Source organism: Candidatus Solirubrobacter pratensis, assembly GCF_000425945.1.
Classification (GTDB): Bacteria; Actinomycetota; Thermoleophilia; order Solirubrobacterales; family Solirubrobacteraceae; genus Solirubrobacter; species Solirubrobacter pratensis.
This window is the reverse complement of the sequence record NZ_AUEK01000008.1, coordinates 407,050-426,168: the sequence shown is the minus strand read 5'-3', so window position 1 is coordinate 426,168 and position 19,119 is coordinate 407,050. Positions and strand designations below refer to the sequence as shown.

Here is a 19,119-nt window from a genome sequence, read left to right as displayed (position 1 = left end):
GAACGTCGCGCAGCGCGGCTCGCCGCTATCGCTTGGGCGCCACCGACTCGGGCATCTCCCCGACCGCCAGCTCGGCCATCGTCGCCGCGACCCGACGGGGGCCGTGGCCGCCGCCGATGACCAGCGTGAAGTGGTTGACGTCCGGGACCAGCTCGACCGAGACGTGCGGATGCTCGCGCAGGAAGTCGTCGAGCTCGCTCAGCGGGATGAGCGGGTCGTCGTCATACATCCCGCGCTCGGCCCGCATCAGCCGGACCGGCGCCGACACCCGCGTGACCGCTCTCCACGTCACGCCGTCGTAGGTCAGATCCGCGACGTCGGCGAGCACGACGTCCACGTTTGTGAGGCAGTGCGCGCCGTTCTCGTCCTCGACGAAGTCGTGGTGGACGAACTCGTCGACGTCCTCGTCCCAGGCGTCCTTGAGCCCCGGGTGGCCGCGCCAGTACGCGAGGTACTCCCTGCCGCTGGGGAACGTCGCCTCGAACCGGTCGAACAGGCCAGGCGTTCCTTCTGAAGCGACCTTCTCGGGCAGGATCGGCACGCCGCTGTCGAGCAGGATCACGGCCGCCGTGCGCGCGGGATGGTCGGCCGCGAACCGCGCCACCACGTTGCAGCCCATCGAGTGGCCGACGAGGACGGCGGTCTCGACGCCCACGTGGTCGAGCACCGCGACCAGGTCGGCGACGTGGGCCGCCATGCCGTGGGGCTCGGGCAGGTGGGCGCTGCGGCCGCGGCCGCGCAGGTCGGGCGCGAGCACGCAGATGCCGCGCTCGTCGTCGCAGAGCTCGCGCGCCACGGTCCGGTAGATCATGTGGGTCCCGGTCATCCCGTGCAGCGCGAGCACGACCGCCTGAGCGGTGTCGGGCGGCTGGCCGGCGCGAGCCACCGTCAGCGCACCGCCGGCGACCGGCACGTCGAAGTAGGTCTGGAAGGGCTCGCTCTTCCGTCGTAAGCAACGGCCGCTGTCGCCTCTGGTCATCTGGGGCACTCGAACGTCTCCCTCTCGTTCTCGCAGGGGTCCGAGAGTGTGGTCGCGGTCGAGGTGGCGGCGCGACTGCCCGTCGTGCCAGCCGCCGCTGTCCTCCAGGGACACTCCGCCGCCGCGCCGGCGCGAGTGGCGGGTCGGCCAGCCGCAACCGTGCCGCGGGACAGATCACCCCGGTTCGCCCAGGACGCAGCATTCCCCGAACGTCAGACCTGCCCGGCCTCGGCCCCCTTCGACGACCTTGCCTGTCCGTGACGGCGTCGTCGGCGCCGCCGGGACGTCAAGCAAGCCAACTGAGAAGGACCGGGATGCCCGTTCACCCGCACTCGACCGGCCCGGATGCGGCCGCCGAGGACCTTGAGCGCCTGCGGGCGCAGCTCGACGCGCTCGACCAGGTCCTCCTCGACACCGTGCGCGACCGCATTCGCTGCTGCGTGCGCATCGCCGGCGTCAAACGCCGGCACAGCGTCCCGATGATGCAGCCGCACCGCATCGCGATCGTCCAGGAGCGTGCCGCGGCGTTCGCCGCCGAGAACGACATCGACGCGGACTTCCTGCACCGCCTCTATGACCTGATCATCGACGAGACCTGCCGGGTCGAGGACCTCGTCATGGCCGGCGAGGACGGGTGATCTCGCATGCGCACGCTGCTCATCGACAACTACGACTCCTTCACCTACAACCTCTACCAGCTGCTCGGCGAGGTGAACGGCCGCCCGCCCGTCGTCGTCCGCAACGACGCCGACTGGTCGGAGATCGAGCTCGACCGGTTCGACGCCATCGTCATCTCTCCGGGGCCCGGCCGGCCTGAGCGGCCGGGGGACTTCGGGATCAGCGCCCGCGCGGTGCGCGAGACGGGGCTGCCGGTGCTCGGCGTCTGCCTCGGCCACCAGGGCATCTGCCATCTGCTCGGCGGCGTCGTCGGCCACGCGCCCACGCCGATGCACGGGCGCGTCACGCCGGTGCACCACACGGGAGTCGACGTGTTCGAAGGGCTGCCGTCGCCGCTGCTGGCGGTCCGCTACCACTCGCTCGCCGCCACCGAGGTGCCGGATGAGCTCGAGGTCGTCGCCTGGACCGAGGACGGCATCGTGATGGGCGTCCGCCACCGCGAGCGGCCGCTGTGGGGTGTGCAGTTCCATCCGGAGTCGATCCGCACCGAGTACGGCCGCGAGCTGCTCGCGAACTTCCGCGATCTCGCGCTCGCCCGCGGCCGCGCCGTGGCGGGCCCGAAGCCCGCGGAGGACCGGCACCCGTACCGCGTGCACGTGCGCCGCGTCCCGGTCCTGCCCGACGCCGAGGCGGCGTTCGGCGAGCTGTTCTCCGGCGACGCGCACCGCTTCTGGCTCGACAGCAGCGCGGTGATCCCGGGGCTCTCGCGCTTCTCGTTCATGGGCGACGGCTCTGGTCCGCTCGCCGAGTTCGTGACGTTCGACGTCGCAGAGGGCGTCGTGGACGTGCAGCGGGCGGGGAGGCACGAGCGCATCCGCCGGCCGTTCTTCGACTACCTCGACGATCAGCTGCGCCGGCGCGCCACGCCGGCCCCGGCCGAGTTGCCGTTCGACTTCAACCTCGGCTACGTCGGCTGCCTCGGCTATGAGCTGAAGGCCGAGACCGGCGGCCAGGCCGCCCACCGCGCCGGCACGCCCGACGCGGCGCTGATCTTCGCCGACCGGATGCTCGCAATCGACCACGTCGAAGGGACGTCGTACCTGCTCGCGCTCAGCGACGGCCGCGACGACGCCGGCACCCGCGCCTGGCTGGACGACGCGAGCCGCCGGCTGCGGGAGCTCCCGGCCCGGATCGCGGCCGCGCCGGCGATCTCAGGGGCGCTGGTCGGCATGACGCATCCGACCGTCCGCGGCATGGTGCATCCGCGCCACGACCGGGACGCCTACGTCGACCGGATCGATGCCTGCCTGGACGAGATCAACGACGGCGAGACCTACGAGGTCTGCCTCACCAACGCCGTCACGGCGCCGGTCTCGATCGACCCGCCGCGGACGTTCTCGTGGCTGCGGCGCAAGAGCCCGGTCCCCTACGGGGCGCTGCTCGAGCTCGGGGACGTCGCGATCCTCAGCGCATCGCCGGAGCGGTTCCTGACCGTCGGCCGCGACCGCGTCGTGGAATCCAAGCCGATCAAGGGCACGCGCCCGCGCGGCGCCACGCCCGCCGATGACGCCGCGCTGCACGACGACCTCGCCTCCAACACGAAGGACCAGGCCGAGAACCTGATGATCGTCGACCTGATCCGCAACGACCTCAACCGGGTCTGCGAGATCGGCACGGTGCACGTCCCGAAGCTCTTCGACGTCGAGACCTACGCGCCGGTGCACCAGCTCGTGTCGACGATCCGCGGGACTCTGCGCCCGGAGGTCTCGGCCGTCGACTGCGTGCGGGCGACCTTCCCCGGCGGCTCGATGACGGGCGCGCCGAAGATCCGGACGATGCAGATCATCGACCGGCTGGAGGAGGGCCCGCGCGGGTTCTACTCCGGCGCGCTCGGCTGGTTCGCCCTCGGCGGCGCCGCGGACCTGAGCATCGTGATCCGGACCCTCACCGCGACGAAGGACGACGTGAGCTTCGGCGTCGGCGGCGCCATCGTCGCGCTCTCGGACGCCGAAGAAGAGTTCGAGGAGACCGTCGTCAAGTCGCGGGCGATGGTGAGCGCGCTGCTCGCCACGGCCGAGCGCCCCGCGTTGCGGGAGGCGGCGTGAGCGGCGGCCCGCTCCAGGGCATGCGCGGCATCGTGGCCGGCGGAGCGGGCGCGGTGGGCGGCCTGATGGTCGACCTCCTCCGCGGCGCGGGCGCCGACGTCCTCGTGGTGGACGTGGCCGAGCCGCCGGCCGGCATCCCGTACGTCGGCGGCGACCTGCGCGCCCTGGACGCGCGGGTCATCGCCGAGCTGCGTCGCGCGGACATCGTCGTGCTCGCGGTGCCCGAGCGGGTCGCGCTGGCGGCGGTGCCCGCCGTCGCGCCGCAGCTCCCGCCCGGCGCGCTGCTCGCGGACATGCTGTCGGTCAAGACCGGCATCGTCGCGGCGCTCGCCGATCACGCGGCGAACCTCGAGGCGCTCAGCCTCAACCCCATGTTCGCGCCGGCGCTCGGCTTCGACGGCCGGCCGGTCGCCGCGGTCGTGGTGCGCGACGGCTCGCGGGCGCGGGCGCTGCTGAGGGCCGTCGCCGATCGCGGCGCCCTCGTCGCGGAGCTCGGCGCCGACGAGCACGACCGCATCGTCGCCGTGACGCAGGCGCTCACGCACGCGACGGTGCTCGCGTTCGGCCTCGCCATGGACGAGCTCGGCGTCGGTGCCGACGACACCCGCGCGCTGGCGACGCCGCCGCATCTCACGCTGCTGGCCCTGCTCGCCCGCATCGCCTCCGGGCAGCCGGAGACCTACTGGGACGTGCAGGCCGCCAACCCGCACGCCCGCCGCGCCCGCGCGGCGCTCGCCGGGGGGCTCGCCACCCTCTCCGGCGCCGCCGCCGAGGGATGCGGAGCCGACTTCGCCGCAGTCCTCGAGCGTGCGCACCGGCGCCTCGGGGCCGACTGCGGCGCGTACACCCGCATGTGCGAGGAGCTGTTCGCCGCTGCTCGCCCGCGGAGCACCATCGAACTCTTCAGAAGCGCCTAGCGACGAAGGTGACCAGCATGATGATCGTGATGAAGCAGGACGCGACGGAGGACGAGATCTGCTCCGTCATGGAGCGGATCGAATCGGTCGGCGCTTGTGCGCGCCGCTCCCCCGGCGAGGTGGTGACCGTCATCGGGGCGATCGGGGACCGCAGCCACATCGCACGCCTCAACCTCGAAGGCTCGGCGGGGGTCGAGCGCGTGGTGCCGATCCTGAAGCCGTACAAGCTCGCATCGGCCGAGATCCGCCACGGCGAGCGCTCCGTGCTCGACATCTGCGGGCGCAGGATCGGCGGCGACCACTTCGCGCTGATCGCCGGGCCGTGCACGGTCGAGTCGCGCGACCAGCTGTTGACCGCGGCCCACAGCGTCAACGCCGGCGGCGCGACGATGCTGCGCGGCGGCGCATACAAGCCGCGCACGAGCCCGTACGCCTTCCACGGCCTCGGGATCGAAGGCCTGTGGCTGCTGGCCGAGGCCAAGGCCCAGACCGGGCTGCCGATCGTGACCGAGCTGATGGACGCGCGCGACCTCGAGCCGGTGCTCGAGGTGGCCGACGTGCTCCAGATCGGCGCGCGCAACATGCAGAACTACGCGCTGTTGAGCGAGGTCGGGCGCTCCGGGCGCCCGGTGCTGATCAAGCGCGGCCTCTCGAGCACGCTCGAGGAGCTGCTGATGGCCGCCGAGTACGTGCTCAAGGAGGGCAACGAGGACGTGATCCTGTGCGAGCGCGGCATCCGCACGTTCGAGACCGCGTACCGCTTCACGCTCGACCTCACGGCGGTGCCGATGCTCAAGGAGCTCAGCCACCTGCCGGTCGTCGTCGACCCCAGCCACGCGCCGGGCCGGCGCGACCTCGTCGAGCCGCTCAGCTTGGCGGCGGCCGCCGCGGGCGCCGACGGCATCATCGTCGAGGTCCACCCGGCGCCGGAGGAGGCGATCTGCGACGGACCGCAGCAGCTGCGCACCGAGGACTTCGCCCGCTATGCCCAGAAGGTCGAGGCGGCGGCGGCGGTCGCGGGCAAGGTCCCGTTCATCCCCGCGACCGTGTGACGGCCCATCTCAGCCACGCCCGAGGCCGGGTTCCGGGTCCGCCGCCGTCATGGCAGGACGACGGCGGACGCTGGACAACCACATGAGTCCCGGTGCACGAACCTCGCCTGCAGCCGCTCGGTGCGCGGCGGCAGCGACGGATCGACCAGCCGGGACAGCAGCAGCTCCACCGCGCGCTCGCCGAGCTGCGCCGTCGGCTGGGCGATCACCGTCAGGCGGGGCGAGAAGAGGTCGGCCCACTCGAAGTCGTCGAACGCGACGAGCGCGATGTCGCCGGGGACCTTCAGCCCGCGCGCCTTGAGCGCCCGCAGCACGCCGATCGTCATGTGGTTGTTGCCGCTGACGAGCGCGGTCGGCGGATCGGGGAGGTCGAGCAGCGCGTCGACCGCCTCGCGCGCGCGATCGGCGTGCGAGCCGCCGTCGGCGATCAGCTCGCCGTCGTCCGGGAGCCCGGCGGCGCGCAGCCCCGCGCGGTACCCGCGCACGCGCTCGACGGTCGTGCTCAGGCCGGCGATGCCGACGACCATGCCGATCCGCGTGTGCCCGCACGAGACGAGGTGCGCGACGAGCTCCTGGGTCGGCCGCTCGTTCTCACTCCCTACCTGGTCGAGCGCGTCGTCGGCGAAGCGGTCGAGCAGCACGACCGGGATCTCCTGTGTGCGCAGGTAGGGGAGGGCGAGCTCCGCCGCTCCGGGCGACGGCGCCAGCAGCAGCCCGTCGACGCGGCGCTCGACCAGCGCGCGCACCGCCTTGAGCTCCTGCTCGGGGTCGTCGCGCGTCTCGGCCAGCAGCAGCGTGTCGCCCGCGTTGGTCGCGGTCGCCTCGACCGCCGCGATCACGTCGGAGAAGTACGGGTTCGAGAGGCCGCTGATCGCGAGGCCGAGCGACTGCGTCCGCTGCCGGGCGAGCGCCCGCGCGAGCACGTTCTGGCTGTAGCCGGTGCGCTCGATCGCGGCCCGCACCGCGCGCGTCGTCCGCTCGCTCGCCGGCCGCGTGCCGTTGATGACGTGCGAGACCGTCGTCACCGAGACGCCCGCCAAACGCGCCACATCGGCCATCGTGACCATTTCAGACGCCCGATCCTAGCGGCGCCCGCGCGCCGGCTCGCCGGCTCCGCCGGCGGTCGGCGCCCGCGGCGCCGAGTGCGGTCACCCGATCGGGGGGAGCGCTTCGCAAGCGCTTGCACGCAAGCGCTTGCGCCGGTAGCTTCCCGCCCTCGCCACGACCCCCTGCCTTCCGGAGGACCCGTGACCCTGCACCCTGTCGTCGCCGATGTGACGGCGCGCATCGAAGCGCGCAGCGCCGCCACCCGCTCGGCCTACCTGGCGCGGCTCGGCGAGGCCGCCCAGCGCGGCCCCGCGCGCACCGCGCACGGCTGCGCGAACCTCGCCCACGGCCTCGCCGCCTGCGGTGCGGATGAGAAGCTGCTGCTCAAGGCCGCCGAGCGGCGCAACATCGCGATCGTCTCCGCCTACAACGACATGCTCTCGGCCCACCAGCCGCTGGAGCGCTACCCGCAACTGCTCAAGCGCGCCGTCAAGGACGCCGGCGGGATCGCCCAGTTCGCGGGCGGCGTGCCGGCGATGTGCGACGGCATCACGCAGGGCCGCGCGGGGATGGAGCTGTCGCTCTTCAGCCGCGACGTCGTCGCGATGGCGACCGCGGTCGCGCTCGCGCACGACATGTTCGACGGCGCGCTGCTGCTCGGCGTGTGCGACAAGATCGTGCCCGGGCTGCTGATCGGCGCGCTCTCCTTCGGCCGGCTGCCGGCCGTCCTCGTGCCCGCCGGGCCGATGCCGTCCGGGCTGCCCAACCGCGAGAAGAGCCGCATCCGCCAGCTGCATGCGGAGGGCAAGATCGGCAAGCCGGAGCTGCTCGAGGCCGAGCTGCAGTCCTACCACTCGCCCGGCACCTGCACGTTCTACGGCACGGCGAACACCAACCAGATGGTCGTCGAGGCGATGGGCCTGCACCTCCCCGGCGCGAGCTTCGTCAACCCCGGCACGCCGCTGCGCGAGGCGCTCACGCGCGCGGCCGGCCGGCGCGTCGTCGAGCTCGACCACGGCATCGGCGAGATCGTCGACGAGCGCGCCGTCGTCAACGGGCTCGTGGCGCTGCTCGCCACCGGCGGCTCGACCAACCACACGATGCACCTCGTCGCGATCGCGGCCGCCGCGGGCATCGCGCTCACGTGGGACGACTTCGCCGAGCTCTCGCCGGTCGTGCCGCAGCTCGCCACCGTCTACCCCAACGGCGCGGCCGACATCAACCACTTCCACGCCGCGGGCGGCGTCCAGTTCCTGGTCGGCGAGCTGCTCGACCACGGGCTCATGCACGCCGACGTGCGCACCGTCGCCGGCGAGGGGCTGGAGCGCTACCGCGAGGCGCCGGCGCTGGTCGACGGCGAGCTGGTCTGGAGCCGCGTCGGCCAGGCGTCCTCGGACGAGTCGGTCCTGCGGCCGGTGCGCGCGCCGTTCGCGCCGGACGGCGGGATCCGCGTGCTGGACGGTACGCTCGGCCGTGCCGTGATCAAGGTCTCGACCGTCGCCCCTGAGCTGCGCGTGATCGAGGCGCCCGCGCGCGTCTTCGACCACCAGTCGGAGTTCCTCGCGGCCTTCGAGGCGGGCGGGCTCGACGGCGACTTCGTCGCCGTCGTGCGCCACCAGGGCCCGCGCGCGAACGGGATGCCCGAGCTGCACAAGCTCACGCCCGCGCTCGGCGTGCTGATCGATCGCGGCCACCGCGTCGCGCTGGTCACCGACGGGCGCATGTCGGGCGCGTCGGGCAAGGTCCCGGCGGCGATCCACTGCACGCCCGAGGCGGCCGGAGGCGGCCCGCTCGCGTACCTGCGCGACGGCGACCTCGTCCGCGTCGATGCCGACGCCGGAACGCTGGACGTCCTCGCCGACCTCGGCGGCCGCGAGCCGGCGGGCCCTGCGGTCGACGCGACGCTCGGCACCGGCCGCGAGCTGTTCGGCGCCTTCCGCCACCTCGTCGGCCGCGCCGACGACGGCGCCTCGGTCTTCGCTCCCGCGTTCGAGCCGGTGGCCGCATGACTCGCGCTGGGCGCTCGCATGCTCCGGCGGGAACTCGCCCGGGGGCTCGCTCCCGCGGCACGATGACAGGAGGGCCGCATGACGGCTGACGAGCTGCTCGATCTCGGGCCGGTGATCCCGGTCGTCGTGCTCGAGGACGCCGGCGCGGCGGTCCCGCTCGCGCGCACGCTGGTCGACGCCGGCATGCGGGCGATCGAGATCACGCTGCGGACCCCCGCCGCGCTGGAGGCGATCGCGAACGTCGCGGCGGACGTGCCCGACGCGGTCGTCGGCGCCGGCACGGTGCTCTCGCCGGCGCAGGCGCAGGACGCGCTGGCGGCGGGCGCGCAGTTCCTCGTCGCTCCCGGCTCGACGCCGGCGCTGCTCGACCGGCTCGCCGGCATGCCGCTGCTGCCCGGCGCGGTCACCGCCTCGGAGGTGATGGCACTGCTCGAGCGCGGCATCACGTGGGCGAAGTTCTTCCCCGCGGAGTCCAGCGGCGGAGTGCGGGCACTCAAGGCGCTCGCCGGCCCGTTCCCGCAGATGCGCTTCTGCCCGACCGGCGGCATCGACGCGGCGAAGGCGAAGGACTATCTCGCGCTGCCGAACGTCGCGTGCGTCGGCGGGTCCTGGATGCTCCCCCCGCCCGCCGTCCAGGCGGGCGACTGGGAGCGGATCCGGGAGCTGGCTACGGCGCCGTCGTCGACAGCGTGAAGGTCAGCGTCTTGCTGTACTGACCGGTGCGCAGGCCGTCGGTGGCGGCGACCACGGCCGCCAGTAGGACTCTTTTCATGCGCGGCACACTCGCCGGCGCCGGACCGTGAGCTGTGACGGCGCCGTGAGGGCCGTGTGAAGGCGCGGTCACCCGCGGTTGTGGTTGACGAGCTCGATGTTGTTGCCGTCGGGGTCGAGCACGTACGCGCCGTAGTAGCCGGGGTGGTAGATCGCGCGCTCCCCGGGCTCGCCGTTGCTCCGGTGCCCGGCTTCGATGGCGGCGGCGTGGAAGGCGTCGACGGTCGCGTTCTCGTCCGCCGGGAACGCGATGTGGACGTGCTCGGTCGGCGTGCCCTCGACGAGCGTGAACGACGACTGCGGGCCGCGGAAGTGCGCGTCCTGGGCGAGCGCGAACCCGCTGTAGGGCGCGATCGCCGCGTAGAAGTCGCGCGCCGCCGGCACGTCGGCGACCCGGATCCACAGGTGGTCGATGCCGCCGCCACGCATGTCGCCGTGGTGCACGGCCTCGACGCTGTTGCCGTCGGGGTCCAGCAGGAAGCCGCCGTAGTAGTCGTCGCGGTACTGCGGCCGCGGCCCGGGGGGGCCGTCGCTGCGGTAGCCCGCGGCGACGCCGATCCCGTGGAACTCGTCGACGGCCTCGCGTGACGGGGCGACGAACCCGACGTGGAGGCCGCGGGTCACCTTGCCCGGGTCGGCGCCGAGCGAGAAGTCGTCCCACTCGGCGTACCACTCGTCACTGACCGTCTTGGCGATGCCGAGCGTGCCGAGGACGATGTCGTAGAAGCGCTCGGAGGCGTCGCGATCGGCGACGCGGATCGTCACGTGATCGAACACTCCTTGAGAACTATGCAGGCTGGAGCACTCGGATCGCGTTGCCGAACGGGTCGCGCCTGGCCGAAGTCGATGCCGTGGGGCTGCTCAGTCGGCGGCCCGGCTCATCGCGCGGCGAGGCCGCGCAGCGCGAGCTCGGCGAGGCGGCGGGCTCCGCCGGGCTCGAGGCCGTCGGCCTGCTTGGCGACGGCGAGGACGAGGCCGAGGTCGTCGACGGTGGCGTCCGGCCGCAGCGCGCCGGCGGCGCGGGCACGCTCGACGGCGCGGGCGAGCGCGACGCGGGCGGCGCGCCGGACCGGCTGCACGTCCTCGCGGGCGCTCAGGTCCCAGGCGCGCGCGGCGAGGTGGTCGCGCGCGGCCGAGTCGACGCTCTCGAGCGTCGCCTCACGCAGCGCCTCCCATGGGTCATCCGCGTGCGCGGTCGCCTCGAACCGCGCGCGGACCGCCTCGATGCGCGCGATCACGAGCGCCGCGAGCACGTCCTCCTTGCAGCCGAACTGGCGGTAGATGCTCCCGACCCCCACGCCGATCGCCTCGGCCAGCGCCGGCATCGGCACCTCGACGCCCTTGCGCGCGAACAGCTCGTCGGCGACCGCCAGCGTGCGCGCGCGCTTCGCCTCGGGGCTGAGCTCGGCCCATGGGCGTTCCGTGAGGGCCGGAATTGCCATTCCGCTAGGGTACCCGGCTGGCGCGGAATGCTCGTTCCGCTCCTCATGAAACCCTCCCCAGGAACCCGATACCGGTGACGACCACCCACGCTCAACGCACGAACCCGAACCTCACGCTCGCCGTCCTCGCGCTCGGCGGGGTCGCCTACGCCCTGCTCCAGTCGCTCGTCGCCCCAGCGTTGCCGGAGATGCAGCGCGCGCTGCACACGAGCGAGTCCGCGATCTCCTGGGTCCTGACCGGTTACCTCTTGAGCGCGTCGGTCGCGACGCCGGTCATCGGCCGGCTGGGGGACATGTTCGGCAAGGAGCGGATGCTCGCGGTCATCCTCGTCGTGCTCGCGTTCGGGACGCTGCTGGCGGCGGTCGCGCCGTCGGTCGGCGTGCTCGTCCTCGCGCGCGTCATCCAGGGTGCCGGCGGCGGGATCTTCCCGCTCGCCTTCGGGATCATCCGCGACGAGTTCCCGCGCGAGAAGGTCGCCGGCAGCATCGGCATCGTCTCCGCGCTGCTCGGCATCGGCGGCGGCCTGGGCGTCGTGCTCGCGGGCCTGATCGTCGACAACATGAGCTACCACTGGCTCTTCTGGTTCCCGCTGATCGCGATCGTCGTCGCGATCGCTGCGACGCACCTCTACGTGCCGGAGTCGCCGATCAAGTCGCCGGGGTCGATCAACTGGTCCGGCGCGCTGCTGATGTCCTTCGGCCTGGCGGGCGTGCTGCTGGCGATCAGCGAGGGCAACGACTGGGGCTGGGGCTCCGGCCGCACGCTCGGGCTCTTCGCCGGAGGCCTGATCCTGCTCGTGCTGTGGGTGCGCGTCGAGCTCGCCGCGCGCGAGCCGCTGGTCGACATGCGGATGATGCAGGTGCGAGGCGTCTGGACCACCAACCTCGTCGCCTTCATGCTCGGCGTCGGGATGTACTCCTCGTTCATCCTGTTGCCGCAGTTCGTGCAGCTGCCGGAGAGCACCGGGTTCGGTTTCGGCGACACGGTGACCGGCGCCGGTCTGATCCTGCTCCCGTGTTCGGCGATGATGCTCGTCGCCGGGTCCTTCACCGGCGCGCTCGAGCGCCGCTACGGCTCCAAGCCTCCGCTGATGGCCGGGACCGTGTTCTCGGCGGCCTGCTTTGTGCTGCTGGCGCTCGCGCACGGCTCGTCGGCCACGCTCTACATCGCTTCCGGACTGCTCGGCATCGGCATCGGCCTCGCGTTCGCGTCGATGGCGAACCTCATCGTCCAGAACGTCCGCCAGGAGCAGACGGGCGTCGCGACCGGCATGAACACCGTCACGCGTACGCTCGGCGGCGCGGTCGGCGGCCAGGTGGCGGCGACGATCCTCGCCAACAGCCTCGCGGCCGACGGCCTCCCGGGCGAGGGAGGGTTCACCGCGGCGTTCTGGTTCTGCGGCGCGGCGCTCATCCTCGGCCTCATCGTCACGCTGGCGATCCCGGGGCGCCGGTCGTCGGAGTCGCCGGCAGGGGCGCTGGCGGCGCGGCCGGCGGAGTCGTAGGGCGCAGGAGGGCGCGGCAGCCGGAGCCGCCGCGCCCTGAGTCGCTATCGCACGGCCTTCTCGCCGAGGAAGTCCTGCTTCGCGTTGCCCTTGGGCTTGATCGGGCGCCCGTCCCGGATCGGGCCCTGGATCATCGCGAGCTGGAGCACGAGCTGCTTTGCGCTCACGCAGCGAGCGGCGCTGTCGTCCAGTCCCGCGCCGGCGATGACAGTTCCGGCAACAGGCGGTCGACGACCTCACCGTCCAGCCTCTGCGCGATCGCCGCGGTGGGGGATCCAGCGAGGATTTGCAACAGCCATGTCCCCTGCGGTCCGGTTCGTTCGTCGTATCGACGACAAGCCTGCTTGACCGCCGTGGTCGAGCACCAACGAGAGAGGCAGCTGACATGACCGAGTACTCCGGCACCGAGCGCGACGAGGCCATCGCCGAGGTCCGTGCGCTGTTCACCGAGATCTACGCCGCCTGGTCCGACAACGACGCCGATGCGTTTGCGACCTTCTATCGCGAGGACGCGACGGTCGTCATGCCCGGTGTGCGGCATATCGGCAGGTCCGCGATCCGCGACTCAATGGCCGCCGGCTTCGAAGGTCGGTTGAAGGGCTCCAGCGCGGTCGATGAGCCGGTGGACCTTCGCTTCGTCGACGAGGACACCGCGATCGTCATCAGCAAAGCTGGGATCCTGATGGCCGGCGAGGCGGATGTGCCGGCGGAGCGCGAGGTGAACGCGACGTGGGTCCTGACCAAGCAGGACGAGGGGTGGCTGGTGGCTGCCTACGCGAACGCCCCGGCCACCGTCTAGCCGTCAACCGTCGATGCGCGACCCGAGGAGACCACGATGAAGTACGCCTTGCTGATCAACGAGCGCGTCGGCGCCTACGAGCAGCTCAGCGCGGACCAGCGCGCGACCGTCACGGCCGAGTACGTGGAGCTCGTGCAGGACGAGCGGGTGCTCGGCAGCGAGCAGCTGCAGCCGGCCACGACCGCGACCACCCTCCGCGTCCAGGACGGTGAGGTCCTGCTGACCGACGGGCCGTTCGCCGAGACCAAGGAGATCTTCGGCGGGTACTACATCCTCGACGCGCACGACCTCGACGAGGCGTTGGCGTTCGCGGCTCGGATGCCCGCCGCACGGTTTGGCGGGTCGATCGAGGTGCGACCGGTGGTCGAGCGCTAGCTCCTTGCTGGACAGGGTCTTCCGCGACGAGTGGGGACGCGTCCTCGCGGCCCTCGTGGGGCACTTCGGCGACTTCGAGGTCGCCGAGGACGCCGCCCAGGACGCGTTTGCCATCGCGGCCGAGCGCTGGCCGGGCGATGGGGCTCCGGACAATCCGGGGGCCTGGCTGATGATGACCGCGCGCAACCGGGCGGTCGATCGTCTCCGGCGCGAGCGCACCCTCGAGCGCAAGACCCGTCAGCTGGAGCTGCCCGAACCCGTCGAGCTCACGCTGGAGGAGCCGGTGATCCCTGATGAGCGCCTCGAGCTGGTCTTCACGTGCTGCCATCCGGCGCTGGGGACCGAGGCGCAGGTCGCGTTGACGCTGCGCGCGCTCGGCGGCCTGACCACCGCCGAGATCGCGCGCGCGTTCATGGTCGCCGAGGAGACCATGAAGCGCCGGCTGTCGCGCGCGCGCACGAAGATCAAAGCGGCAGGGATCCCGTTCGAGGTCCCGGCCGACCGCGTGCTTCCCGGGCGCCTGGGCACGGTCCTGGCCGTGGTGTATCTCATCTTCAACCAGGGCTACGGCGACGGCCGCGTCGACCTCGCCGACGAGGCGATCCGGCTGGGTCGGGTGCTCGTGGATCTCATGCCCGACGAGCCCGAAGCGGCGGCGTTGCTGGCGCTCATGCTGTTGCACGACGCGCGCCGCGACGCACGCGTCCGCGACGGCGAGATCGTCCTGCTCCACGAACAGGATCGAGCGTTGTGGAGCGCTGAGCAGATCGCCGCCGGCCGAGCGCTGCTCGATCGCGCGATCGCGCTCCGTGGACGCGGGCCGTACACGGTCCAGGCGGCGATCGCCGCCGAGCAGGTCGAGACGCCGATCGACTGGCCGGCCGTCGTTGCGCTCTACGGTCGGCTCGGCGAGCTGACCGGATCGCCCGTCGTCGCGCTCAACCGCGCGGTCGCCGTCGCCGAGGTCGAAGGCCCGGGCGCCGCGCTGGCCATCGTCGACGCGCTCGAGATCGGCGACTACCGCTACCTGCACTCCACTCGGGCGGAGCTGCTCCGGCGGCTCGGCGACCACGACGCCGCAAGGGGCGCCTACCAGCGCGCGCTAGCGCTTACCGTCACCGACGCCGAACGACGTTTCCTCGAGCGTCGTCTGCGCGAGCTCTAGCGTCGAATGCATACTCATGGCCGAGCGCGGGGAGTGGGCCGCCGTGAATCTGGCCGTCCTCGAACGCGAGCCCTCCCTCGTGGATCGCAGCGAGCTGGTCACGCAGTGTCGAGGCGTCGACGATGGTGCTCTCAGTGAAGCGTGGGAGATCGCACGACAGCAAGACCGACGCCGGCGTCCGCGAGGTCGACATGACTCCGCGTCGTGGTGACCCCGCACACGCTCCGCCGAACCTACATCAGCCTCATGCTGAGCGCCGGCGCCGAAGTGCCGTACGTGCAGGCCCAGGTCGGACGCACCGATCCCAAGCTCACCCTCGAGATCTATGCCATCGTGCTCAAGCGGCGCGAACGCGGCCGGTTCGCCCCTGCGTTCGACGCCCTGATGCGGGACGCCATTCCGTCCATGCACCAGGCCAGAATGCTCGCCACGGGGCGCTCCGCGCCCCGATCACGCGACCACTCGAATCCCCGGGATGGGCGCGTAAGTAGCTCGATTTGGGCCCGTATTTGGGCCGGGCCGACCGCTCACGACGTCTTGATGACAGCTCCACGCGAAGCCCAGAACGCAGAAAAGCCCGCAAGTGCGGGCCTTTCGAGTCATGGGCGCGGCGGGTTTCGAACCTGCGACCTCTCGCGTGTGAAGGGGAGACAGGGGTTCGCGCATGGCTCGTTTGGCTCTACAGCGCAGTTCTCCGCTGTGTGGAGCGCGCGTTTCCTCGTTCCCGCGGGCACGTAGTGGGCACGGCCGGCACCCAGCACTCGGGCGCCAGCCCTCTTACGTCGCCCGTGAGCGCAGCGGGCCGCGCGCTGTCAAGGCCAGTCCGTCAGGACCTCGCGGCAGCGAGTCGCGAAGCGATGGCCTTGACGGTCCGCCGGCCCGTGGAGCTACTCGTTCGGGCACGGCGGCATCGTATCGCCCCGCATCGGCCACCAAGGGGAAGAATCAGTTCGGACCGGGAGGCCAGATAGTGTCGGCTCAACAGTTCCTTCCGAGACCGTCACGCCTTCGTCAATCGAAGATCTCCACGAGGCCGTATTTGGCTTCCGACCTGCCAAGCAGGGTGTGGCCTACGAGCGAATCGCCGCAGTCGTGTCCGCCATGCTCGGCTTGCAGGACGTACGGCACGATGTCGTCGAGCGCCCAGCCGGTCGGGCCGCCGCGCATCAACTCGACGTCACCGCTCGAGACCAAGAGGGGCGTATCTCGCGCGTCGTCATCGAGTGCAAGGACTGGGACAAGAAGGTCGGCAAGGGCGTCCTCGACGCTCTCGTCGGCGTTCGTCTGCAAATTAGCGCCACAGAGGCGGCTGTCATGACAACCGCGGAGTTCACGCGCGGGGCCCGGATGGTGGCCGCAGATGAGAGCATCGCGCTTCTCCGTCTCCGAAGCTACGACGAGGCGAGAGACGGCTCTGGATTCATTCGCTCGATCCATCTGACTCTCGACGCATACGCGAGCCACCGATCCGACTTTGGCGTCGAACCCGCTCCGGATCATGGCTTCCCGCCGGGGGACGTGCGGATCGGGATGGGAGCGGAGGACCGATTTCAGCGGCTCGATGGCCGCCCGGCGGAAACCTTGAAGGAGGTTCTGCAAGCCAACGGAGCGCCACGAGTCGACGGTGTCTACCAGCAGCGAGCGGAATTCGACGGAGGTCGCCTGATGTCAACGGCTGACGGCAGGCAACTACCGATTAAGGCGCTGACTTGGACCGAGACCGTCGGCCACTCGACTTCAACCACGGTCAGCCGCATGCAGGGAGAACCCGTGTTGGTGGTCGAGCAATTCGATGTGGCGGGGAATGTCGCAGACGGTCGTCTGGTCGTCGATCGAGACCTCTACGCCTGGGAGATACGTCCTGATGGACACGTGGTGGCGCGCGGCGACCTGGACGCGAGCGTCGTGCCGTAGTCCCCGCAGCCGCCCTGGGCGCCGAGTCGCGCCACGCGACCGCGCGCGCATGTGTGCGTTGTGGGCGTCCGAGAAGACGGTCGTGGGCGTCCGCGAGGACGGCCGCCTGCGGCCGCCCGCAGCGGGCGCCGGCGGCGAGCGAAGCGAGCCGCCCTTGATGCTGTAGAGGATCTCTTCACCCGTCCGGACGTCGTGCGAGGCTTAGCTCGTGGCCCATCGTGCCTTCGTCAGCTTCGAAATGGAAGATCGCTGGGCCCGCGACTTCCTGCGCCAGCATGCGCGCCAGAAGGGCATCGGCTTCGAGTTCGTGGACTACTCGATCAAGGAGCCGTTCGAGAATAAGTGGAAGACGAACGCAAAGGCCCGAATCGCACTCACGCGAGGGACGATCGTGCTGATCGGACCGACGACCTACGCATCAGACGCGGTCCTCTGGGAGATTGCTGAGACGACGCGGCAGGGCCACCCGGTTTTCGGCGTCCAGATTAATTCGGACAAGACGTACCGGGTCCCAACGGGGATCGCGACTTCACGCGTAACTCGATGGGACTTCTCGGCAATCGCTCGTGAGCTCAACCGCTGGTGAGCGACTACATCTCGACGATTGCGACGGAGATCTGCGAACTCGTCCCTGCGACTCAGCGACCTGGGACCGATGACGATCTGCGCCTTTTCCGTCTGTACGCCGTGCTCGCGCTAGTGAAGGGCACGGACGTTTCAGCTGAGGATGTTCATGACGCATGGTGCGCCTGGATAGTGGACCAAGACCCTGATCACCAAGCCCTGGTGCCGTACGCCATGCTGGGCGCGGATCAGCAACGCCAAGATGAGCCGTTCGTCCGCGCGATCGTGGCCGTCGCGAGCGTGATCAACCGGTCTCGATGACTCCGAAGATTCCGAGGAGGCCGACCACGATGATGACCACGTGGAGGGCGCCAAAGATGAACGGCACACGTCGCTCGATCAAGGTGAACGGCTTGTAGCCGCGGCTTTCGGCGGCGTCCCACTCGGCGCCGAACATGCGGACGGGAAGCTGCGCCTCAAACTCCTCGATGACATCGAACTTCGCGCGGTTGAGGGTCTTGTAGGAGCCGATGATCGAGAACCACGCGACGCAAAGGGCGAGACCCGCCATGGCCAACAGCGTGATACCGACCGAGGCCTGCTTGTCCGAGATGCCCTGCCGCAGGAGCACGCCGACGACAGTGACCACGAGTGCGTTGATCGAGAGAAAGAACCGATTCTCTTCCTGCCGTCGCGACACCAGGCGTTCCTCGGTCTCGACAAACAGCTTGTATTGCTCGAGCGTGTGCGCATCGAAGTTCTCGCCGTAATCGGCGCGACTTCGACTGAACGAACCGCCGGCCACACGCAATATTCTGGCTCGTGCCGCGGCGGTGCCGAGGCCTCAGTAGCGTAGGCGCCTACTTGCCCGGCGACTTGCTCGACGGGGGAGCGACATTGACCGGGCCTGTCGGTCTCGGATGCGACTTCGTCGGCTGACGCCCAGCTTCCTTCTTACCGCGGCCTCCAGGGGCGGGTTTCGGCGTGGGCGGGCGGGGGCGCTTCTCCGCCATGTCGTCTATTCGCCCTTGCTGACGGGCTTGGCGATCGGAACCGGTGCCGTCGGCTTGGTGTGCGTAACCGTCGGCTGACGTCCGCGCTCCTCTGTGCCTGGAGGCGCCGACCGAGGCGGTGAGCTAGGTGCGGTCGGGCGACCGTTCCTCGATGTCTCGCTTGTGTTCATCGCTCATAGCGTAGTGATCGATCAGACGGATGTTGGACGCCTCGATCCAGATGCCCACGCTGCGCCGTTCGGTGGGCGGCGGGCTTATCGATCCGTCGTCATCGGAGATATCCCAGCGTTCCTCAAGAAAGAGGTCACGTGTCCTCGTTCCGTATCCGGAATGGCTTCGTGTTCCGTAGTAGCCCGCGATGCGATCGCCGTCATTGAGCTCGATGACGAGCAGCAGATCCTGCTCATGGTTGAACGCGAAATCCCAAGAGGTCTGGGTCCGGTGCTCGGCGTTCAGCCGCTCACTCGAGTCAAACAGACGCCGACGCAAGCCGGAACCCATCCATCTCCACGCTGCGAGGGCCGCGAGAGCGGGGATCACGAGCAGGACCGCGAGGGCAACGAGGGCTGTTAGCCAGATTGCAGCCTCACCGCGCAGAAAGCGAGAGAGTTCGTCGCGGTCGAGGACGCCCACCACGTCGAGCAGGATCACGCAGAGCGCCGGCAGCAAGTAGACGAGCAGCGAGTAGTAGACGGTCGTGAGCAACCGATCGAAGGCCGTCTCCTCACCGCGGACTTCATACAGTCGCTCTTTGAGAAGGACGGCTACGAAGCCCGGTAGGACAAACCCGATGAGAATGAGCAGGGCGGTCCCAGTCGCTGGCGTCGGCATCGCGACCCAGGTC

21 protein-coding genes and 1 pseudogene are annotated in these 19,119 nt (G+C 70.8%); 14 read left to right on the top strand and 8 right to left on the bottom strand.

The genetic code is table 11. The features are described from left to right. Window positions 1-25: 25 nt before the first annotated feature. Entirely contained in the window at window positions 26-979 is a 954-nt protein-coding gene (locus H958_RS36855) for an alpha/beta fold hydrolase (protein WP_081685819.1), read from the bottom strand. Window positions 980-1,293: 314 nt separating this feature from the next. Between H958_RS36855 and H958_RS0112570 the strand changes: the two genes are divergently transcribed. From H958_RS0112570 to aroF, 4 genes are read left to right on the top strand one after another with little or no spacing between them, the layout of a single operon-like run. Next, window positions 1,294-1,617: a chorismate mutase family protein gene (locus H958_RS0112570; protein WP_028058928.1), complete on the top strand. Its 324-nt coding sequence runs from the start codon at window positions 1,294-1,296 to the stop codon at window positions 1,615-1,617. Window positions 1,618-1,623: 6 nt separating this feature from the next. Continuing rightward, window positions 1,624-3,702, top strand: a complete 2,079-nt coding sequence (gene pabB / locus H958_RS0112565; RefSeq protein WP_028058927.1) for an aminodeoxychorismate synthase component I — start codon at window positions 1,624-1,626, stop codon at window positions 3,700-3,702. Beyond that, window positions 3,699-4,619 carry a prephenate dehydrogenase/arogenate dehydrogenase family protein gene (locus tag H958_RS0112560; RefSeq protein WP_028058926.1) on the top strand — a complete coding sequence of 307 codons (921 nt, stop codon included), beginning with the start codon at window positions 3,699-3,701 and terminating at the stop codon, window positions 4,617-4,619. Before pabB ends, H958_RS0112560 begins: the two co-directional genes overlap by 4 nt. Before the next feature lie 17 nt (window positions 4,620-4,636). Beyond that, window positions 4,637-5,671 (top strand): 3-deoxy-7-phosphoheptulonate synthase, encoded by a 1,035-nt coding sequence (gene aroF, locus H958_RS0112555; protein ID WP_028058925.1) that lies wholly within the window; start codon window positions 4,637-4,639, stop codon window positions 5,669-5,671. Window positions 5,672-5,718: 47 nt separating this feature from the next. Here the strand turns inward: aroF and H958_RS0112550 are convergent, their stop codons facing one another. Then, entirely contained in the window at window positions 5,719-6,729 is a 1,011-nt protein-coding gene (locus H958_RS0112550) for a LacI family DNA-binding transcriptional regulator (protein ID WP_196807329.1), read from the bottom strand. A 189-nt stretch (window positions 6,730-6,918) separates the two neighbouring features. Here H958_RS0112550 and edd point away from each other — a divergent pair, with 189 nt between their 5' ends. Both edd and eda read left to right on the top strand, forming a co-directional pair. Further along, window positions 6,919-8,727, top strand: coding sequence for a phosphogluconate dehydratase (gene edd / locus H958_RS0112545; RefSeq protein ID WP_051324167.1), 1,809 nt, complete (start codon window positions 6,919-6,921; stop codon window positions 8,725-8,727). A 78-nt stretch (window positions 8,728-8,805) separates the two neighbouring features. Continuing rightward, the gene (eda, locus tag H958_RS0112540; protein WP_028058922.1) at window positions 8,806-9,420 is read left to right on the top strand and encodes a bifunctional 4-hydroxy-2-oxoglutarate aldolase/2-dehydro-3-deoxy-phosphogluconate aldolase; all 615 of its coding nucleotides are present in this window, start codon (window positions 8,806-8,808) and stop codon (window positions 9,418-9,420) included. A gap of 147 nt (window positions 9,421-9,567) precedes the next feature. Here the strand turns inward: eda and H958_RS49060 are convergent, their stop codons facing one another. The 3 genes and pseudogenes from H958_RS49060 to H958_RS0112520 all read right to left on the bottom strand — a co-directional run bounded on the left by H958_RS49060 (window position 9,568) and on the right by H958_RS0112520 (window position 10,940). After that, window positions 9,568-9,927: a VOC family protein gene (locus tag H958_RS49060; RefSeq protein WP_028059034.1), complete on the bottom strand. Its 360-nt coding sequence runs from the start codon at window positions 9,925-9,927 to the stop codon at window positions 9,568-9,570. A gap of 30 nt (window positions 9,928-9,957) precedes the next feature. Then, window positions 9,958-10,263: pseudogene (locus H958_RS49055) on the bottom strand (VOC family protein); the annotation flags it as partial. A gap of 113 nt (window positions 10,264-10,376) precedes the next feature. Continuing rightward, window positions 10,377-10,940: a TetR/AcrR family transcriptional regulator gene (locus tag H958_RS0112520; protein WP_028058921.1), complete on the bottom strand. Its 564-nt coding sequence runs from the start codon at window positions 10,938-10,940 to the stop codon at window positions 10,377-10,379. A gap of 74 nt (window positions 10,941-11,014) precedes the next feature. On the opposite strand from H958_RS0112520, the gene H958_RS36845 reads away from it, so the two are divergent. Next, on the top strand, window positions 11,015-12,445 hold the full coding sequence (locus H958_RS36845) for an MFS transporter (protein WP_037409914.1): 1,431 nt from the start codon (window positions 11,015-11,017) through the stop codon (window positions 12,443-12,445). Window positions 12,446-12,489: 44 nt separating this feature from the next. On the opposite strand, the gene H958_RS48695 is transcribed toward H958_RS36845, so the two are convergent. Next, window positions 12,490-12,612, bottom strand: coding sequence for a hypothetical protein (locus H958_RS48695; protein WP_255325418.1), 123 nt, complete (start codon window positions 12,610-12,612; stop codon window positions 12,490-12,492). Between the two features lie 218 nt (window positions 12,613-12,830). Between H958_RS48695 and H958_RS0112505 the strand changes: the two genes are divergently transcribed. The 7 genes from H958_RS0112505 (at window position 12,831) to H958_RS0112465 (ending at window position 17,583) form a co-directional block, all read left to right on the top strand. Next, window positions 12,831-13,244 (top strand): SgcJ/EcaC family oxidoreductase, encoded by a 414-nt coding sequence (locus tag H958_RS0112505; RefSeq protein ID WP_028058920.1) that lies wholly within the window; start codon window positions 12,831-12,833, stop codon window positions 13,242-13,244. 36 nt (window positions 13,245-13,280) lie between these two features. Further along, a complete protein-coding gene (locus H958_RS0112500) occupies window positions 13,281-13,619 on the top strand; it encodes a YciI family protein (RefSeq protein WP_028058919.1) in 339 nt (112 codons plus the stop codon). A 4-nt stretch (window positions 13,620-13,623) separates the two neighbouring features. Next, a complete protein-coding gene (locus H958_RS0112495) occupies window positions 13,624-14,784 on the top strand; it encodes an RNA polymerase sigma factor (protein WP_028058918.1) in 1,161 nt (386 codons plus the stop codon). 207 nt (window positions 14,785-14,991) lie between these two features. Beyond that, window positions 14,992-15,522 (top strand): site-specific integrase, encoded by a 531-nt coding sequence (locus H958_RS0112490; protein ID WP_231379236.1) that lies wholly within the window; start codon window positions 14,992-14,994, stop codon window positions 15,520-15,522. Between the two features lie 363 nt (window positions 15,523-15,885). Further along, the gene (locus H958_RS0112480) at window positions 15,886-16,698 is read left to right on the top strand and encodes a restriction endonuclease (RefSeq protein ID WP_231379244.1); all 813 of its coding nucleotides are present in this window, start codon (window positions 15,886-15,888) and stop codon (window positions 16,696-16,698) included. A gap of 208 nt (window positions 16,699-16,906) precedes the next feature. Further along, complete coding sequence (locus H958_RS0112470) at window positions 16,907-17,284, top strand: TIR domain-containing protein (RefSeq protein WP_028058914.1); 378 nt, start codon at window positions 16,907-16,909, stop codon at window positions 17,282-17,284. Next, the gene (locus tag H958_RS0112465) at window positions 17,281-17,583 is read left to right on the top strand and encodes a DUF7701 domain-containing protein (RefSeq protein ID WP_051324165.1); all 303 of its coding nucleotides are present in this window, start codon (window positions 17,281-17,283) and stop codon (window positions 17,581-17,583) included. Before H958_RS0112470 ends, H958_RS0112465 begins: the two co-directional genes overlap by 4 nt. On the opposite strand, the gene H958_RS0112460 is transcribed toward H958_RS0112465, so the two are convergent. Next, the gene (locus H958_RS0112460; RefSeq protein ID WP_028058912.1) at window positions 17,567-18,067 is read right to left on the bottom strand and encodes a RipA family octameric membrane protein; all 501 of its coding nucleotides are present in this window, start codon (window positions 18,065-18,067) and stop codon (window positions 17,567-17,569) included. The genes H958_RS0112465 and H958_RS0112460 overlap by 17 nt on opposite strands. A gap of 331 nt (window positions 18,068-18,398) precedes the next feature. Continuing rightward, entirely contained in the window at window positions 18,399-19,106 is a 708-nt protein-coding gene (locus tag H958_RS0112455; protein ID WP_028058911.1) for a DUF6338 family protein, read from the bottom strand. Window positions 19,107-19,119: the final 13 nt, after the last annotated feature.